Source organism: Streptomyces aurantiacus (assembly GCF_001418335.1).
Taxonomy (GTDB): domain Bacteria; phylum Actinomycetota; class Actinomycetes; order Streptomycetales; family Streptomycetaceae; genus Streptomyces; species Streptomyces aurantiacus.
Window position 1 is genome coordinate 1 of the sequence record NZ_LIPP01000353.1, and the last position, 15,326, is coordinate 15,326.

Genomic DNA, 15,326 nt, shown 5'->3' on the forward strand with positions numbered 1-15,326 from the left:
CTCCCTCCCCTCGGAGACGCCGTCCGCCCCCGGCCTGACGGGCGCCTTAGCCACGCCCGAAGGTATTGTCAAGAGGGCTCAGTCGGCGACACCGGCTGCGCGGTTCTTACCGATATCGGAGGAAACGGAGAGCACGCGTGACGCGCAGCGTGTACGTGACCGGGATCGACCGAGGTGACGGCCGCCAGGTCATCGAGCTGGGAGTCATGGAGCTCCTGACCCGCCAGGTGGACCGGGTGGGGGTGTTCCGGCCACTCGTCCACGACGGGCCCGACCGGCTCTTCGAGTTGCTGCGCGCCCGCTACCGGCTCGCCCAGGACCCGGCGACGGTCTACGGCATGGACTACCACGAGGCGTCCACGCTCCAGGCCGAGCAGGGCACCGACGAACTGCTCTCGCAACTCGTCGACCGCTTCCACCGGGTGGCCCGCGAGTACGACGTCGTCCTCGTCCTCGGTACGGACTACGCCGACACCCAGTTCCCGGACGAGCTGGCGCTCAACGCCCGCCTGGCGAACGAGTTCGGCGCGTCCGTGATCCCCGTCGTGGGCGGCCGCAAGCAGACCGCCGAGTCGGTCGTCGCGGAGACCCGCAACGCGTTCCGCGCCTACGACGGACTGGGCTGCGACGTCCTCGCGATGGTGGTGAACCGGGTCGCCGCCGCCGACCGCGCGGGCATACACGAGCTGCTCGACAACCGCCTCAACCGCCTCCCCGTACCGTGTTACGTACTGCCGGACGAGCCCGCGCTCGCCGCGCCCACGGTCGCCCAGATCGCGCACGCCCTCGGCGGCAAGGTGCTGCTCGGCGACGACGCGGGGCTCGCGCGCGACGCGCTGAACTTCGTCTTCGGCGGCGCCATGCTGCCGAACTTCCTGGGCGCGCTGACCCCGGGCTGCATGGTCGTCACACCCGGCGACCGCGCCGACCTCGTGGTGGGCGCCCTCGCCGCGCACAGCGCCGGCACCCCGCCCATCGCCGGCGTGCTGCTCACCCTGAACGAGCGCCCCAGCGACCTCGTCCTCACCCTGGCCGCCCGCCTCGCCCCCGGCACCCCGGTGGTCGCCGTCGAGACCAACTCCTTCCTCACGGCGACCGAACTCTTCGCCATGGAAGGCAAGTTGAACGCGGCCACGCCCCGCAAGGCCGAGACCGCCCTCGGTCTCTTCGAGCGGTACGTGGACACCGGCGACCTGCTGAAACGCGTCTCGGCGCCCAGCAGCAGCCGCGTCACGCCGATGATGTTCGAGCACAAGCTCCTGGAACGGGCCCGCGCCGACAAGCGGCGCGTCGTGCTGCCCGAGGGCACCGAGGCGCGGGTCCTGCACGCCGCCGAGGTGCTGCTGCGCCGCGGCGTCTGCGACCTCACCCTGCTGGGCCCCGTCGACCAGATCCGCAAGAAGGCCGCCGACCTCGGCATCGACCTCGGCGCCGCCCAGCTCATCGACCCGGCGACCTCCGAGCTGCGCGACCGGTTCGCCGAGAAGTACGCCGAACTGCGGGCCCACCGGGGCGTGTCCGTCGAGCTGGCCCACGACGTCGTCTCGGACGTGAACTACTTCGGCACGCTGATGGTCCAGGAGGGCCTCGCCGACGGCATGGTCTCGGGGGCCGCGCACTCCACGGCGGCCACCATCCGCCCGGCCTTCGAGATCATCAAGACCAGGCCGGGCGCGGCCATCGTCTCCTCGGTCTTCTTCATGTGCCTCGCCGACAAGGTCCTCGTGTACGGCGACTGCGCGGTCAACCCCGACCCGGACGCCGAGCAGTTGGCCGACATCGCCATCCAGTCGGCCGCCACCGCCGAGCAGTTCGGGGTCGAGCCGCGGATCGCGATGCTCTCGTACTCGACCGGCACGTCCGGTTCGGGCGCGGACGTCGACAAGGTGCGCACGGCCACCGAACTGGTCCGCTCCCGGCGCGCGGATCTGCGGATCGAGGGTCCGATCCAGTACGACGCGGCCGTGGAACCGTCCGTCGCGGCGACCAAGCTGCCGGAGTCCGAGGTCGCCGGGCAGGCGTCCGTACTGATCTTCCCGGACCTCAACACCGGCAACAACACGTACAAGGCCGTGCAGCGCTCGGCCGGCGCGATCGCCGTCGGACCGGTCCTCCAGGGTCTGCGCAAGCCGGTCAACGACCTGTCCCGCGGCGCGCTGGTCGGGGACATCGTGAACACGGTCGCCATCACGGCGATCCAGGCCCAGGCGCAGCTCTCGCCCCCACCCCCGACCTCGACCCCGACCTCGACCTCGACCTCGACTCCGAAGGCTTCTCCCCAGTGACCGCCACCCGCGTCCTCGTCCTCAACTCCGGCTCCTCGTCGGTGAAGTACCAGCTGCTCGACATGAGCGACGGCAGCCGGCTGGCCGTGGGCCTCGTGGAGCGGATCGGCGAGGAGACCTCCCGGCTCAAGCACTCCCCGCTGGCCGCGGGCGGCGAGTCCCGCGAGACGACCGGCCCGATCGCCGACCACGACGCCGCGCTGAAGGCGGTCGCCGGGGAGCTGTCCAGGGACGGGCTCGGCCTGGACTCCCCCGAACTGGCCGCGATCGGCCACCGGGTCGTCCACGGCGGGAAGCTCTTCACCCAGCCGACCGTGGTCGACGACGCGGTCCTCGCCGAGATCGAGCGCCTGATCCCGGTCGCGCCGCTGCACAACCCGGCCAACCTCACCGGCATCCGCACCGCCCGCGCCCTGCGCCCGGACCTCCCCCAGGTCGCCGTCTTCGACACCGCGTTCCACACGACGATGCCGGAGGCCGCGGCCCGCTACGCGATCGACGTGGAGACCGCCGACAGGCACCGCGTGCGCCGGTACGGCTTCCACGGCACCTCGCACGCGTACGTGTCCCGCGAGACCGCCCGCCTCCTGGGCCGGGCCCCCGAGGACGTGAACGTCATCGTGCTGCACCTGGGCAACGGCGCGTCGGCGTCGGCGGTCGAGAGGGGCCGGTGCGTGGACACCTCCATGGGGCTGACGCCCTTGGAGGGGCTCGTGATGGGTACGCGCTCCGGAGACGTGGATCCCGCGGTCATCTTCCATTTGTCGCGCGTTGGCGGGATGTCCACGGACGAGATCGACACTCTGCTCAACACGAAGAGCGGTCTCGTCGGACTGTGCGGTGACAACGACATGCGGGAGATCCGCCGCCGCATCGACGAGGGCGCCGAGGCGCCGGAGGGCTCCGAAAGGGCCCAGGACGCCGCGCGGGCGCAGCTGGCCTTCGACATCTACATACACAGACTGAGGAAATACATCGGCGCGTACTACGCGGTACTGGGCCGGGTCGACGCGGTGGTCTTCACGGCCGGCGTCGGGGAGAACGCCGCCCCGGTACGGGAGGCCGCGATCGCGGGCCTGGAATCGCTGGGCCTGGCCGTCGACGGCGGGCTGAACGCCGTACGGTCCGCCGAGCCGCGGCTGATCTCGCCCGAGGGCGCGAGAGTCGCGGTGGCCGTCGTACCGACCGACGAGGAGCTGGAGATCGCGAACCAGACGTACGCGCTCGTAAGAAACGGGAACACGTCGAACGGATACACCTCGAACGGGAACAGCTGAAAAACACCGCCGAGCCGCCGGAAATCAACTGACGGAAAGCGACGGGAAAAACAACTGGAAAGCAACCGGGCGGCAGCTGGGCGGGCAGCAGCCGGGAAACGCTGAGGAAAGGCCACAGGCCAACACCTGAGCACGACGCCTGGGCACGACTCCCGAGCGCGACACCTGAGCACGCGCCCGCCCATTTGTATCTTCCGCCAGCCGGAATATTCCGAAGCGAAACAAACCGATAGGATCGCCCCCATGCGCCGTTCCAAAATCGTCTGCACACTGGGCCCCGCCGTCGACTCCCACGAACAGCTCGTCTCGCTGATCGAGGCCGGCATGAGCGTGGCCCGTTTCAACTTCAGCCACGGCTCGCACGCCGAGCACCAGGGCCGTTACGACCGGGTCAGGTCCGCCGCCCAGGAGACGGGCCGCGCCATCGGCGTACTCGCCGACCTCCAGGGCCCGAAGATCCGGCTGGAGACCTTCGCCGAGGGCCCGGTCGAGCTGGAGCGCGGTGACGAGTTCACCATCACGACCGAGGACGTCCCGGGCGACAAGTCGATCTGCGGCACCACGTACAAGGGTCTGCCGGGTGACGTCTCCAAGGGCGACCAGGTCCTGATCAACGACGGCAACGTCGAGCTGCGGGTCGTCGAGGTCGACGGCACGAACGTGAAGACGATCGTCATCGAGGGCGGTGTCATCTCGGACCACAAGGGCATCAACCTGCCCGGTACGGCCGTGAACGTGCCCGCGCTGTCCGAGAAGGACGTCGACGACCTGCGCTTCGCCCTGCAGATGGGCTGCGACCTGGTGGCGCTCTCGTTCGTGCGCGACGCGCACGACGTGAACGACGTACACAAGATCATGGACGAGGAGGGCCGCCGGGTCCCCGTCATCGCCAAGGTGGAGAAGCCGCAGGCGGTGGAGAACATGGAGGCCGTCGTGGCGGCCTTCGACGGCGTCATGGTGGCCCGTGGTGACCTGGCCGTCGAGTATCCCCTGGAGCGGGTCCCGATGGTGCAGAAGCGCCTCGTGGAACTGTGCCGGCGCAACGCCAAGCCGGTGATCGTCGCGACCCAGATGATGGAGTCGATGATCACCAACTCCCGCCCCACGCGCGCCGAGGCGTCCGACGTGGCCAACGCGATCCTGGACGGGGCGGACGCGGTCATGCTGTCCGCCGAGTCGAGCGTCGGCGCGTACCCGATCGAGACCGTGAAGACGATGTCGAAGATCGTCGTAGCGGCCGAGGAGGAACTGCTCTCCAAGGGCCTGCAGCCGTTGGTCCCGGGCAAGAAGCCGCGTACGCAGGGTGGTTCGGTGGCCCGCGCCGCGGCCGAGATCGCCGACTTCCTGGGCGGCCGGGGCCTGGTGGCCTTCACCAAGTCCGGTGACACGGCCCGCCGCCTGTCCCGCTACCGCGCGGAGCAGCCGATCGTGGCCTTCACCACGGAGGAGAGCACCCGCAACCAGCTCGCGCTGAGCTGGGGCGTCGAGTCCTACGTCGTACCGTTCGTGCACAGCACCGACGAGATGGTCGAACTGGTCGACAACGAACTCCGCAAACTGAACCGCTTCAGCGAGGGCGACATCGTCGTGATGACCGCGGGCTCACCCCCCGGCGTCCCCGGCACCACGAACATGGTCCGCGTACACCACTTGGGCGGCTGAACGGCTCCTGTACGACGCGTACGCCACTGAGGGCGCCCCTGCCGTGCAGGGGCGCCCTCAGTGTGTTCCGGTTCCGTTCCGGTTCCGGGTCCGGTCCGGCCGGCTCCGGCTACGGCAGGTCGCCGACCAGCCGCTGCCAGGCCTCGTGCTCGGCCCACCGGGGATGGTCCCCGTTGTAGGGCGCCACGGTACGCATGACCGCCAGCAGCCGCTTGGTCATCCGGAGCAGGAGCATCTGCGCACGCTCCAGCTCCCGCCAGCGCGGAGCGAGTTCGGCGACCTCCTCGCGACTCATGGGCAAGGCGTCCAGGGCTCGCCCGAACGGCGACCGCGGATCGAGCAGGGGGACGTCCGGGCGCGGTCCCAAGTTCTTCAGCAGCCAGGCCCGGAGCCACAGGTCGCGCATCAGCCATTCGTCGCGCTGCGGCCCGGTCGACAACTCGGCAGCCGCCAACAGGGCCGACCACGCCGGACCGATCTCGCGCAACTGATCGTCAGAGAACCGCACCGGGTCCCGCTGGAGAAGGAGGGTGAAGGACTGGGCCGCCGCAATCCATTGGTTCACCTCGCCATCGGCACGCGCGACCTCCGGCGCCGACCAACGCCGCACGTGTCCGTCCAGACCGAGCCGATCCAGACCGTCGAAGAGGCCCCTCAACCGAGAACCACCTGCTCCACTCCCCTCTCACAGACCCGCCGTACGACACTGAGGGCGCCCCCGGCTTCCGTACGAGTGGAAGAACCGGGGGCGCCCTGCGCGGCTCCCGAATCAGCTGTCGAGGTCTGGACGACCTATCCGAGCGGCGTGTTGTACTGCCGCATGCCGGGGATCGTCAGTGTTCCGCCGAACTGGGCGGCCTGTACGACCGTCACATTTGTGAAGTAGATCAGCGGGATGTTCAGCGGCGGCGGGTGCTCCGGGTCGAACGTGATCGGGACCAGTCCGAGCAGGTTGCCCGAGATGCTCTCCGTGTACATGACCGTCTCGCCGTCACTGATGGTGGACGTCGTACCGTCGCCCGCCTGGACGTGGTACTTGACCTTGGCGTCCTTGTCGTCGACGGTCTGGTGCAGGTCGCCGATGTCCGTGCGGTTGGAGATCACGTACTTCAGGACCTTTTTGATTGTGCCGTTGGCGGTCTTCACCTTGACGATGCCCTGGTAGTCGGCGCCGTCGAGCAGCAGGGAGCTGGCCTTCAGCTCCCAGGGGTCGTCGGCCAGGAGCGGGATGCCCTGCTCGATGTCGCCCTCGTCGTCCGTGGCCGCCGGGCAGTCGTCCGGGTCCGTGGTGGAGCTCGCGGACGGGCTGGGAGTCGGGGAGGCGGTGGCCTCGTCGGCCGCGTCCTCGGCCTTCTCCTTGGTGTCCTCGGCCGCCTCGGACGCCGCGTCGGTCACGTCCTTGACCGTGTCGCCCGCCTTGTCGACCGTGTCCTTGACGGTGTCCGTCGCGTCCTTGGCCGTCTTGGAGGCGTCCTTCGTGGCCGAGGCGCTGGGGGTGGCGGACGGCTCCGCGGTGGGGGTCGCGGACTCCTTCTCGCCGGGCGTGAGGATGTCCCCGAGCGCGTTGCCGATGTCGTCCAGGAGGCCGCCGCCGCTCTGGGTGGGCGTCGGCGTGGACGCGTCGGCCCCCGACCCGGCCGGCGCGCTCGTCGAGGCGGACGGCGTGGGCGCGGGCTTGTCCTCGGAACCTGAATCCGAGGAAGAGCCGTCGCCCGACGAGCCGTCGCCCGCGGAGTCGTCGTCCGAGGAGTCCTTGCCCCCGTCGTCGGAGCCGGAGGCGGGAGCGCTCGCCGAGGCGGAGGGCGACGGGGTCGCCGACGCGTCCTTGTCCTTGTCGGCGCTGTCCTTGTCGGCCTTGTCGGCCTCGCTGTCGTCCAGCGCCTCGACGCAGTCCTTGTACTCGTCGATCGAGAGGTTCTTCGAGGACGGCTTGTCCTCCGCCGAGGCGAGCGTCGGCGTGAAGCCCATGCCCATGAGGATCGCGGTCGGCATCGACGCGATGGCTATCGCCTTGCCCGCGGGCACGTGCAGCCTGATGAAAAGCGGCTTCCTCGGAGCTGCGTGCCGCGGCCCGGTTCTCGCACGGGACTCACCCGCGGAGTCCGCGTAGTGGACCTCGTCAGCCGGCACTGTGCCTCCCGTTCGCCCCGTTGACCGGGCTCGTACCTGACAGATCGTGCGGCCCGCTCACCTCGTTGGCCGACGCGGCCCCAGGAGCGCCCCCCTTGTCCGTACGGTCCGTCTCGGCCGGGTTCGCGCCCGGCTCCTCGCCCGGCACCCAGGAGAGCGCCATCCCGCCGCCGACGAGGGCCAGCAGGAAGCCGATCAGGAAGCCGCCGATGTTCGACAAGGGAAGGGAGACCAGGCCGAGCAGGATCGCGGCGACACCGGCGAAGACCCGCACGTGCTTCTGGTACCAGAGGCTGATTCCAAGAACGCCCAGGAGCACGCCGATGATGAGCGAACTGGCACCCGCGGGCGTGCCCAGGGTCAGCGTGAGATGCCCGAGCTGAAGGTTCGCGTATGGGAAGTACGCGATCGGGCCTCCCGCGAGCAGGGTGAACAGGCCTGCCCAGAACGGGCGGCCACCGCGCCAGGTACGGAACCGGAGCCGCCAGTCGGTGAATTGACCGCGCGCGGCAGGAGTCTCGGCGCTCATGGAAAACAGCTCCCTGGAACGGCGTTGCTGTGAGAGGTTCACGTACTACGAGTACGTACTACGAGTGGAGGCGGGCGGGCGAGGCAGCGAAGGCTCCCTCACCCGCCCAGGGCGTGCCTAGTAGCACTCCTTGACACCCTTGGACAGCGACATCTTCAGGCCGCTGAGCTTGAAGGTGCCGGCGGTCGTCGCCCACGCCGTCTGCTTCACGTCGGTCAGCGTGGCCGAGTCGGCCTGCTGGGCGAAGCCGTAGGGATTCGCCTGGTCACCCTTGGCGATTCCCGGGCCCTTGCTGGCGTCCTTGGCCGCAACACCGATGTCGATGTTGCGGAAGGTCGCGTTGGCCTGCAGATCCTCCACGTCGATGTAGAGGTTCTGGGCCTGCACCGGCGTGTCACCGCCGCCCGCCTTCAGCGTCAGGCTGACGGAACCGAAGAACGGCACGTCCGGGGTGACCACGGACTGGCACATGTTCGTGATCTTGGCGGACTTGAACGCCGACACCGCGACCGGGTGCGCCGTCTTGTCGCCCTTGAGCGTGTACCCCTGGTCGATGGCTCCGTACTGCGAGAAGCCCGTACCGTCGAGACGGTCGGCCGTCACCTTGAACGACTGACCCGACACGCTGAACGACGCGGCGAGAGCGCCTTGTGCAAGGGCGATGCCTATGCACGCCGTCGCGGCCACGCTCGGCACCATGACGACCGCGAACCGCTTCCATCTTGTCCCGCCACGCACCTGGGACTCCATATTTCCTCCTTCTCGGACGTACATCTCCGGCCCTGGCTACGACCTCCAGACGGCGGCTCAGCCGGGCAGGGATGGGAGAAGTGCTACGTCCTCGGGAAGGAGAGCGCCCGACCCGGGGGCGCTCTAAGCACCCGGATCACCGGCGATCACCCCCGAGCGACAACCACTGGTCGCGCCTGAACACTTCACGCACAACCTGCCGGACAGGCTCCGCCGAACGGCAGAGACCCCCCTGTCCAAGGGGCGGCTCCACTGCTGCCGTCCCTACTCGGTGGGGACCCAAGAAAACCCACTGACCCGAGTGGTTGTCGGGGGGAGGGAAATGGACCGAGCGTCGCCGATCGTGGTGCATTCTCGCCGCCCGCACAAGGGGGTTCGTTACTGGCTAGTAACGGCCGGATAACCGAACAACGACCCGTCGGTATCGGCCGACAACTGAGGGTGGCCCACCAGGAGGCGACAAAGTGAACGAAGACTGGACGGAATCCGACACTTCACCGTCCTCGGCTTACTCCCAGTAACAGCGGCCACGTTTGCCAAGTTTTGGCAAAGCGTGGCCGCATGTAGCTCTGTCGGCAAATCCTTCACTCGGACGTCACGAGTCCCGGCGTTTAGCGACTGGTCAGAACAAGGCACGCGCCAGCGCCCGGCGCGCCGCCGTCACACGCGGGTCGTCGCCACCGACGACCTCGAAGAGCTCGACCAGCCGTACACGCGCCGCCTCCCGGTCGTCACCGGCCGTACGCGCCACCGCGTCGACGAGCCGTCCCAGGGCGTCCTCCACATGACCGCCCACCAGATCCAGGTCGGCGGCGGCGATCTGCGCCCGTACGTCACCGGGCCGGTCCGCGGCGTCCTTGCGGATCTGCTGCGGGTCGGCGCCCTCCACCCGCTGGAGCAACTCGGCCTGGGCGAGGCCGAGCTTGGCCTCGGTGTTCCCGGGGTCGTCACTCAGCACGTTCTTGTACGCCTGGACCGCCCCGCCCAGGTCGCCCGCGTCCAGCGCCTGCACGGCGGCGTCAAGCAGCGCATCATAAGGGCCGACCGGGATCTCGGGAGCTGCCGCGGCCTCGTCCGGCTGGACGGCGTCCTGCTCCACGGTCAGTCCCGTGAGCCCGAAACGCTCCTCGGCGACCTGTACGAGCTGGTCCAGGGTGCCCCGGATCTGGGCCTCGGGAGCCGCGCCCTGGAAGAGCGGCAGGGCCTGGCCTGCCACCACCGCGAAGACCGCCGGGATCCCCTGGATCCCGAACTGCTGCATCAACATCTGATTGGCGTCGACGTCGATCTTGGCGAGGACGAACTTGCCGTTGTACTCGACGGTGAGGCGCTCCAGGAGCGGGCTGAGCTGCTTGCAGGGCTCACACCACTCGGCCCAGAAGTCGATGACGACCGGCACCTCGGTGGAGCGCTGCAGGACGTCCCGCTCGAAACCCGCCTCGTCGACGTCGATGACGAGGCTGGACGCGGACACCCCTGGGGCGACTCCGCCGCCCTGCCGTACCGCTTCGGCGCGCGCCTGCTCCGCCTTCGCCTTGGCCTCCTGGGCCGCTTTCACCGCGGCGAGGTCGACGACTCCGCTCATGGACATGTTCCGTGGCTGCATGCGTCTATCCTCCCCCCTCCGCGCGCCTCTGTGAAAAGCGTTGTGAAAGCCAGGCCCGTACGCGCCAGATACGTACCTGATACGTGCCTGGCAGCTGCCCGTACGTGTTCCCGGCGCCGGGTCCCCACCTGGCACCAAGCGGTCGTCGCGCTTCCGCTACGGGTCGTAGCGTAACTGCCCAGGAACGGCCGGGGAAAGGCCACCCCGGTGATCTCCCTCACCCGTCCACGAAATCCCCATCCACGGAACCCCTGCCCCCGGAAACGTCCGGATATGGTCGCCGCCATGCAGAGTCGCACTTCCGCCCCCCGCCCTGGACGTCCGCGCAGCGTCGAGGCCGATGCGGCGATCCTGGCGGCGACGCGTGCCGCTCTCGTCGAACTGGGCTGGTCCAAGCTGACGATGGGGGATGTGGCCGGCCGCGCGGGTGTGGCCAAGACGACGCTGTACCGGCGCTGGGCCGGGAAGAACGAATTGGTGGTCGACGCCGTCGCGGTGCTCTTCGACGAGCTCGAACTGCCCGACCGGGGAAGCCTCGCCGCCGACGTGGAGGGCGTGGTCCTGGAGTTCGCCGCGCTGCTGGAGCGCCCGGAGGCGAAGACCGCGCTCATGGCGGTGGTCGCCGAGTCGACCAGCGACGCCGCCCTGCGGGACCGCATCCGCTCGTCGATCGTCGACCGCCAGAAGCACCTGGTCATGGAGGGCCGCGCCCGCGCCCAGGCCCGCGGGGAGCTGCCGGCGGAGAGCGACGACCCGGAAACGGCGGCCCGCAGCTCGGACCTGATCTTCGACGTGATCGCCGGCGCGGTCGTGCACCGCAGCCTGGTGAGCTCGAAGCCGGTCGACACGGACTGGGCCCGCGACTTCACCCGGCTCCTGCTGGGCGGCCTGACCGCGATCTCACCCACCTGAGCCCACACCCCCTCTCCTTTCCACGCCTCGTCAACCGTCCAGCTCACACCAGACGAGCTTCCCGCCGGAGAGGGACGGCCCCAGGCGGTAATGCCCCCACCGATCGGCCAGTTCGGCCACGATCCCAAGTCCGCGCCCACTCTCGGCATCGGCGCCCGACAACCGGATCCGAGGCACCTCACCACTGGTGTCCCACACCGAGAGCCGCAGCCACTTCCCGGTCCGCCTTACGCGTAGACAGGCGGGACCGGGAGCGTGCAGACGGAGCCCTCCGCCTCCGCGAAAGCGACACCCCCCACCAGATCATCGCCACCACACCCGCACTCCTCAGCCACCTCATACAGTCGCTGAAAGCAGACAGCTCGACGCGGCCACCGCACGCAGCAGGTCATGTGGCCAGCGGTGCGGCATCCTGATGCCCGTGCGGTTGGGCGGAATTCCCGGAGCGGAGTGTCCTCTCAGACCTCTCAGAACCCCGGCGGCTCCGTGTACACCCCCCACTCGTCCCGCAGGACATCGCAGATCTCGCCGAGCGTGGCCTCCGCGCGCACCGCGTCCAGCATCGGCGCGATCATGTTCGAGCCGTCCCGCGCGGCAGCCAGCATGGTGTCCAGGGACGACCGCACAGCCGCCTCGTCCCGAGCCGCCCGCCGGGCTCCCAGCTCCCGTACCTGCTCGCGCTCCACCTCGTGGCTGACGCGCAGGATCTCCAGGTCCCCGGTCACCGAGCCGTGGTGGACGTTCACCCCCACGACCCGCTTGTCGCCCTTCTCCAGGGCCCGCTGGTACTGGAAGGCGGACTCGGCGATCTCCCCGGTGAACCATCCGTCCTCTATCCCCCGCAGGATGCCGGAGGTGATCGGCCCGATGGGGTGCCGTCCGTCGGGGTGGGCCCGCAGCCCCCGCTCCCTGATCTGCTCGAAGATCTTCTCCGCGTCCGCCTCGATCCGGTCGGTCAGCTGCTCGACGTACCAGGAACCGCCCAGCGGGTCCGCCACGTCGGCGACGCCGGTCTCCTCCATCAGGACCTGCTGGGTGCGCAGCGCGATCTCCGCCGCCTGCTCGGACGGCAGCGCGAGCGTCTCGTCCAGGGCGTTCGTGTGGAGCGAGTTGGTGCCGCCCAGCACCGCGGCGAGCGCCTCGACCGCTGTACGGACGACGTTGTTGTACGGCTGCTGGGCCGTCAGCGAGACGCCGGCGGTCTGCGTGTGGAAGCGCAGCCACTGCGCCTTGTCCGACCGTGCCCCGTACACGTCCCGCATCCACCGCGCCCAGATCCGCCGCGCCGCCCGGAACTTGGCGATCTCCTCGAAGAAGTCGAGGTGCGCGTCGAAGAAGAAGGAGAGGCCGGGGGAGAACACGTCCACGTCCATCCCGCGGCTGAGCCCCAGCTCCACGTACCCGAAGCCGTCCGCCAGCGTGTACGCCAGCTCCTGCGCGGCCGTCGAGCCCGCCTCGCGGATGTGGTAGCCGGAGACCGACAGCGGCTTGTACGCGGGGATCTTCGTCGCGCAGTGCTCCATCAGGTCCCCGATGAGCCGCAGATGGGGCTCGGGCTGGAAGAGCCACTCCTTCTGCGCGATGTACTCCTTGAAGATGTCGGTCTGGAGCGTGCCGTTGAGCACCGCCGGGTCCACTCCCTGCCGCTCGGCGGCCACCAGGTACATGCAGAAGACCGGCACCGCGGGCCCGCTGATGGTCATCGACGTCGTCACGTCACCCAGCGGGATGTCCTTGAACAGGACCTCCATGTCGGCGGCGGAGTCGATCGCGACCCCGCAGTGACCGACCTCGCCGAGCGACCGGGTGTCGTCGGAGTCGCGCCCCATGAGCGTGGGCATGTCGAAGGCCACGGAGAGCCCGCCCCCGCCGTTGGCGAGGATCGTCCTGTAGCGCTCGTTGGTCTGCTCGGCGTTCCCGAATCCGGCGAACTGCCTGATGGTCCACGTCCGCCCCCGGTAGCCAGTGGCGTGCAGACCCCGTGTGTAGGGGTACTCCCCGGGCCAGCCGATCCGCTCGAACCCGTCGTACGTGTCTCCGGGGCGCGGCCCGTAGACCGGTTCCACGGCGTCTCCGGAGAGCGTGGTGAAGGTGGCCTCGCGCTTGCGTGAGGCGTCGTAACGGGCCTGCCAGCGTCGGCGGCCCTCCTCGATGGCGTCGGCGTCCATACCTCCGAATTTACTAGGGCGTCCTAGTAAATGTCGACGGGAAGCCGTCCCCGGAACCGCCACAGACCGCCACAGACCGCCACAGACCGCCACAGACCGCCACGGCAGATACGTCCATGGCGGTGGCGGCACCGGGCAACCCGGTAGCCCGGTAACCCGTACGGCGGAACCTAGGCCTTCGCGACCGCGCCCTGATCCTCGGTGACCTTGGACTCCAGCTCGCGGCTGACCTTGCGCTCCACGAAGAAGGCGGCCGTGGGGACCGTGCCGGCGAGCAGGACCCACAGGAGCTTGGGGACCGGCCACTTCGCCTTGGAGCCCAGGTCGAAGGCGAAGACCAGGTAGACGACGTACAGCCATCCGTGCGCGACGCTGACGACACGCGTGAAGTCCGTGGCCCCGTCCAGGTCGAGCACGTACTTGCCGATCATCCCGAGCACCAGCAGGACCAGCAGGACACCGGTGACGTAGGCCATGACGCGGTAGCGGGTCAGCACGCTTTTTTTCATGGCTACGAGCGTAACCACCGGTTTCGCACGATCTTCACGCGCCCCCGGCCGTGCGCGGAGCCGCACGACGAGCACCACCGAGGCGGCTGCGGCGGCGCGGCGGTGCGGCCGGCCAATATGGAGATGTGGCCGCATACTCGGCGCCGCGCGGTCGAGCTACGCCCCCGTGGCGGCTGTCCTGGCGGCCTCGATCGCCGACTTGAAGTCGGGGCCGGCCCCGATTTGCGCGAGCAGCACATTCGCCGCGTTGTAACAGTTGAACCTTTCGATTTTTCCCGCACGGAGATACCAGAGATCCGCCGTCGGCACGTCGATACGGTTACCGGTCGGGCGGATATCACCGAACGGAGTCGGGAAGCTGCCGAGATGTGTTCCCTGAATTCGCAGTTCGACGGCCACGACATCACCGACCGCATGCACTTCGAGCAGCTCACGGTGGACGTCGGGGAAAACGCCGGCGAATCCCGACAACGCCTGAGGAATCTGGTCCCCGCGGAAGGTGAGCGAATTCGGCATGTCGTTGAACGTTCCGTCCTCGGTGAACAAGGCACGAAAACCATGCCCGTCGAGAACGTTTCCTTCCGACAGCCGGTACGCCTCGCGAACAACCTCTTCGTTACTTTTCACTTCTACTCTCCATTGGTCCTTGGAGTCGATGCGCGCTCCAACCAAGCTAACAGGTTTTTGACCAGACAGTCAATAACGTAAGCTGGCTCACATGCCTCGTCCCCGCAAGTTCGTCGAGAGTGAAGTCGTCAGCAGCGCCAGAGAGGTGTTCGCCGTGCACGGCCTGGCCGCTGCGACACTGGATGACCTCGTGCGGGCGACCGGCCTGGGGAAGCAGAGCTTGTACAACGCGTTCGGCGGGAAGCGGGAATTGTTTCTCCGGGCGCTCTCCGAGGACCGGGAAGAGGCGACGCGCGCCGTCTCGGAAGCGCTCGGACACGATGACGCTTCGCCGCTGGAACGCATTCGCGGCCACATGCTCCTGATGGCGATCGAGTTCAGCAGCAGTGATCGGCGGGTCTCGCTCACCACACGTGCGCTGGTCGAATCGACCGGTGAGGACGATCCACTTTCGACGACCCCGAAGGCCGGCATCGAACAACTCGCCGGGACCTATGCCCAATGCCTGGAACACGCGCGGGAGAACGGGGATCTCCCGGCGGACGCGAACGTGCAATCGCTGGCGTTCTACTTTGTCGCCGTCACCCGAGGGATGGAGTTGCTCGGCCGCGCCGGTGTCGGCCGGAGCGTTCTCACCGCGGTCGCACTCGACGCGCTTCGCGTGCTCCACGGCCGACGGATGGAAGAGGCCGTGGAAGAGGCAGATGACGGCCCGTCGACGCGGGAATGACTGCTGACGTCCGGCCACTGCCAAGGCGAACGAACTCTCTTCAGCAGGTCCGCACACCCGCCGCCGAGTCGCTCCCTAGGGCCCTTCTGATGGATCTCCGCGGCGTCGCGACGCCCGGCACTCCCCCAAGCTCTTCGAGCA

Annotated in this window: 13 protein-coding genes; 5 read left to right on the top strand and 8 right to left on the bottom strand. The window is 68.9% G+C overall.

The features are described from left to right. The first annotated feature begins 137 nt into the window (after window positions 1-137). The 3 genes from pta to pyk all read left to right on the top strand — a co-directional run bounded on the left by pta (window position 138) and on the right by pyk (window position 5,224). Window positions 138-2,285 (top strand): phosphate acetyltransferase, encoded by a 2,148-nt coding sequence (pta, locus tag AOK01_RS34855; protein WP_055518798.1) that lies wholly within the window; start codon window positions 138-140, stop codon window positions 2,283-2,285. After that, window positions 2,282-3,562, top strand: a complete 1,281-nt coding sequence (locus AOK01_RS34860) for an acetate kinase (RefSeq protein ID WP_055518800.1) — start codon at window positions 2,282-2,284, stop codon at window positions 3,560-3,562. The genes pta and AOK01_RS34860 overlap by 4 nt, the downstream gene beginning before the upstream one ends. A 243-nt stretch (window positions 3,563-3,805) precedes the next feature. Then, window positions 3,806-5,224, top strand: coding sequence for a pyruvate kinase (gene pyk / locus AOK01_RS34865; RefSeq protein ID WP_055518802.1), 1,419 nt, complete (start codon window positions 3,806-3,808; stop codon window positions 5,222-5,224). A 109-nt stretch (window positions 5,225-5,333) separates the two neighbouring features. On the opposite strand, the gene AOK01_RS34870 is transcribed toward pyk, so the two are convergent. The 5 genes from AOK01_RS34870 to AOK01_RS34890 all read right to left on the bottom strand — a co-directional run bounded on the left by AOK01_RS34870 (window position 5,334) and on the right by AOK01_RS34890 (window position 10,239). After that, window positions 5,334-5,789 carry a hypothetical protein gene (locus tag AOK01_RS34870; protein WP_157871611.1) on the bottom strand — a complete coding sequence of 152 codons (456 nt, stop codon included), beginning with the start codon at window positions 5,787-5,789 and terminating at the stop codon, window positions 5,334-5,336. Between the two features lie 227 nt (window positions 5,790-6,016). Then, on the bottom strand, window positions 6,017-7,354 hold the full coding sequence (locus AOK01_RS34875; RefSeq protein WP_055518806.1) for a YtxH domain-containing protein: 1,338 nt from the start codon (window positions 7,352-7,354) through the stop codon (window positions 6,017-6,019). Next, entirely contained in the window at window positions 7,344-7,883 is a 540-nt protein-coding gene (locus tag AOK01_RS34880) for a DUF6114 domain-containing protein (protein ID WP_055518808.1), read from the bottom strand. The genes AOK01_RS34875 and AOK01_RS34880 overlap by 11 nt, the downstream gene beginning before the upstream one ends. Window positions 7,884-8,000: 117 nt before the next feature. Next, entirely contained in the window at window positions 8,001-8,633 is a 633-nt protein-coding gene (locus AOK01_RS34885) for a DUF6230 family protein (protein ID WP_055518810.1), read from the bottom strand. Window positions 8,634-9,255: 622 nt separating this feature from the next. Continuing rightward, on the bottom strand, window positions 9,256-10,239 hold the full coding sequence (locus AOK01_RS34890) for a tetratricopeptide repeat protein (protein WP_055518812.1): 984 nt from the start codon (window positions 10,237-10,239) through the stop codon (window positions 9,256-9,258). Window positions 10,240-10,524: 285 nt separating this feature from the next. On the opposite strand from AOK01_RS34890, the gene AOK01_RS34895 reads away from it, so the two are divergent. Then, window positions 10,525-11,151: a TetR/AcrR family transcriptional regulator gene (locus AOK01_RS34895; protein ID WP_079104012.1), complete on the top strand. Its 627-nt coding sequence runs from the start codon at window positions 10,525-10,527 to the stop codon at window positions 11,149-11,151. Window positions 11,152-11,618: 467 nt separating this feature from the next. On the opposite strand, the gene icmA is transcribed toward AOK01_RS34895, so the two are convergent. The 3 genes from icmA to AOK01_RS34910 form a co-directional block, all read right to left on the bottom strand. Next, the gene (gene icmA, locus AOK01_RS34900) at window positions 11,619-13,319 is read right to left on the bottom strand and encodes a coenzyme B12-dependent isobutyryl-CoA mutase large subunit (protein WP_055518815.1); all 1,701 of its coding nucleotides are present in this window, start codon (window positions 13,317-13,319) and stop codon (window positions 11,619-11,621) included. 170 nt (window positions 13,320-13,489) lie between these two features. Continuing rightward, entirely contained in the window at window positions 13,490-13,828 is a 339-nt protein-coding gene (locus AOK01_RS34905) for a DUF3817 domain-containing protein (RefSeq protein WP_055518817.1), read from the bottom strand. A 156-nt stretch (window positions 13,829-13,984) separates the two neighbouring features. Further along, window positions 13,985-14,455: an ester cyclase gene (locus AOK01_RS34910; RefSeq protein ID WP_055518819.1), complete on the bottom strand. Its 471-nt coding sequence runs from the start codon at window positions 14,453-14,455 to the stop codon at window positions 13,985-13,987. Window positions 14,456-14,546: 91 nt separating this feature from the next. On the opposite strand from AOK01_RS34910, the gene AOK01_RS34915 reads away from it, so the two are divergent. After that, window positions 14,547-15,185, top strand: coding sequence for a TetR/AcrR family transcriptional regulator (locus tag AOK01_RS34915; protein ID WP_055518821.1), 639 nt, complete (start codon window positions 14,547-14,549; stop codon window positions 15,183-15,185). The last annotated feature ends 141 nt before the right edge of the window (window positions 15,186-15,326 follow it).

Bases quoted from the DNA above. Each gene is read 5' to 3' on its own strand.
- AOK01_RS34885 (WP_055518810.1), bottom strand. From the start codon at position 8,633: ATGGAGTCCCAGGTGCGTGGCGGGACAAGATGGAAGCGGTTCGCGGTC.
- AOK01_RS34895 (WP_079104012.1), top strand. From the start codon at position 10,525: ATGCAGAGTCGCACTTCCGCCCCCCGCCCTGGACGTCCGCGCAGCGTC.
- pyk (WP_055518802.1), top strand. From the start codon at position 3,806: ATGCGCCGTTCCAAAATCGTCTGCACACTGGGCCCCGCCGTCGACTCC.
- icmA (WP_055518815.1), bottom strand. From the start codon at position 13,319: ATGGACGCCGACGCCATCGAGGAGGGCCGCCGACGCTGGCAGGCCCGT.
- AOK01_RS34890 (WP_055518812.1), bottom strand. From the start codon at position 10,239: ATGCAGCCACGGAACATGTCCATGAGCGGAGTCGTCGACCTCGCCGCG.
- AOK01_RS34915 (WP_055518821.1), top strand. From the start codon at position 14,547: ATGCCTCGTCCCCGCAAGTTCGTCGAGAGTGAAGTCGTCAGCAGCGCC.
- AOK01_RS34905 (WP_055518817.1), bottom strand. From the start codon at position 13,828: ATGAAAAAAAGCGTGCTGACCCGCTACCGCGTCATGGCCTACGTCACC.
- AOK01_RS34880 (WP_055518808.1), bottom strand. From the start codon at position 7,883: ATGAGCGCCGAGACTCCTGCCGCGCGCGGTCAATTCACCGACTGGCGG.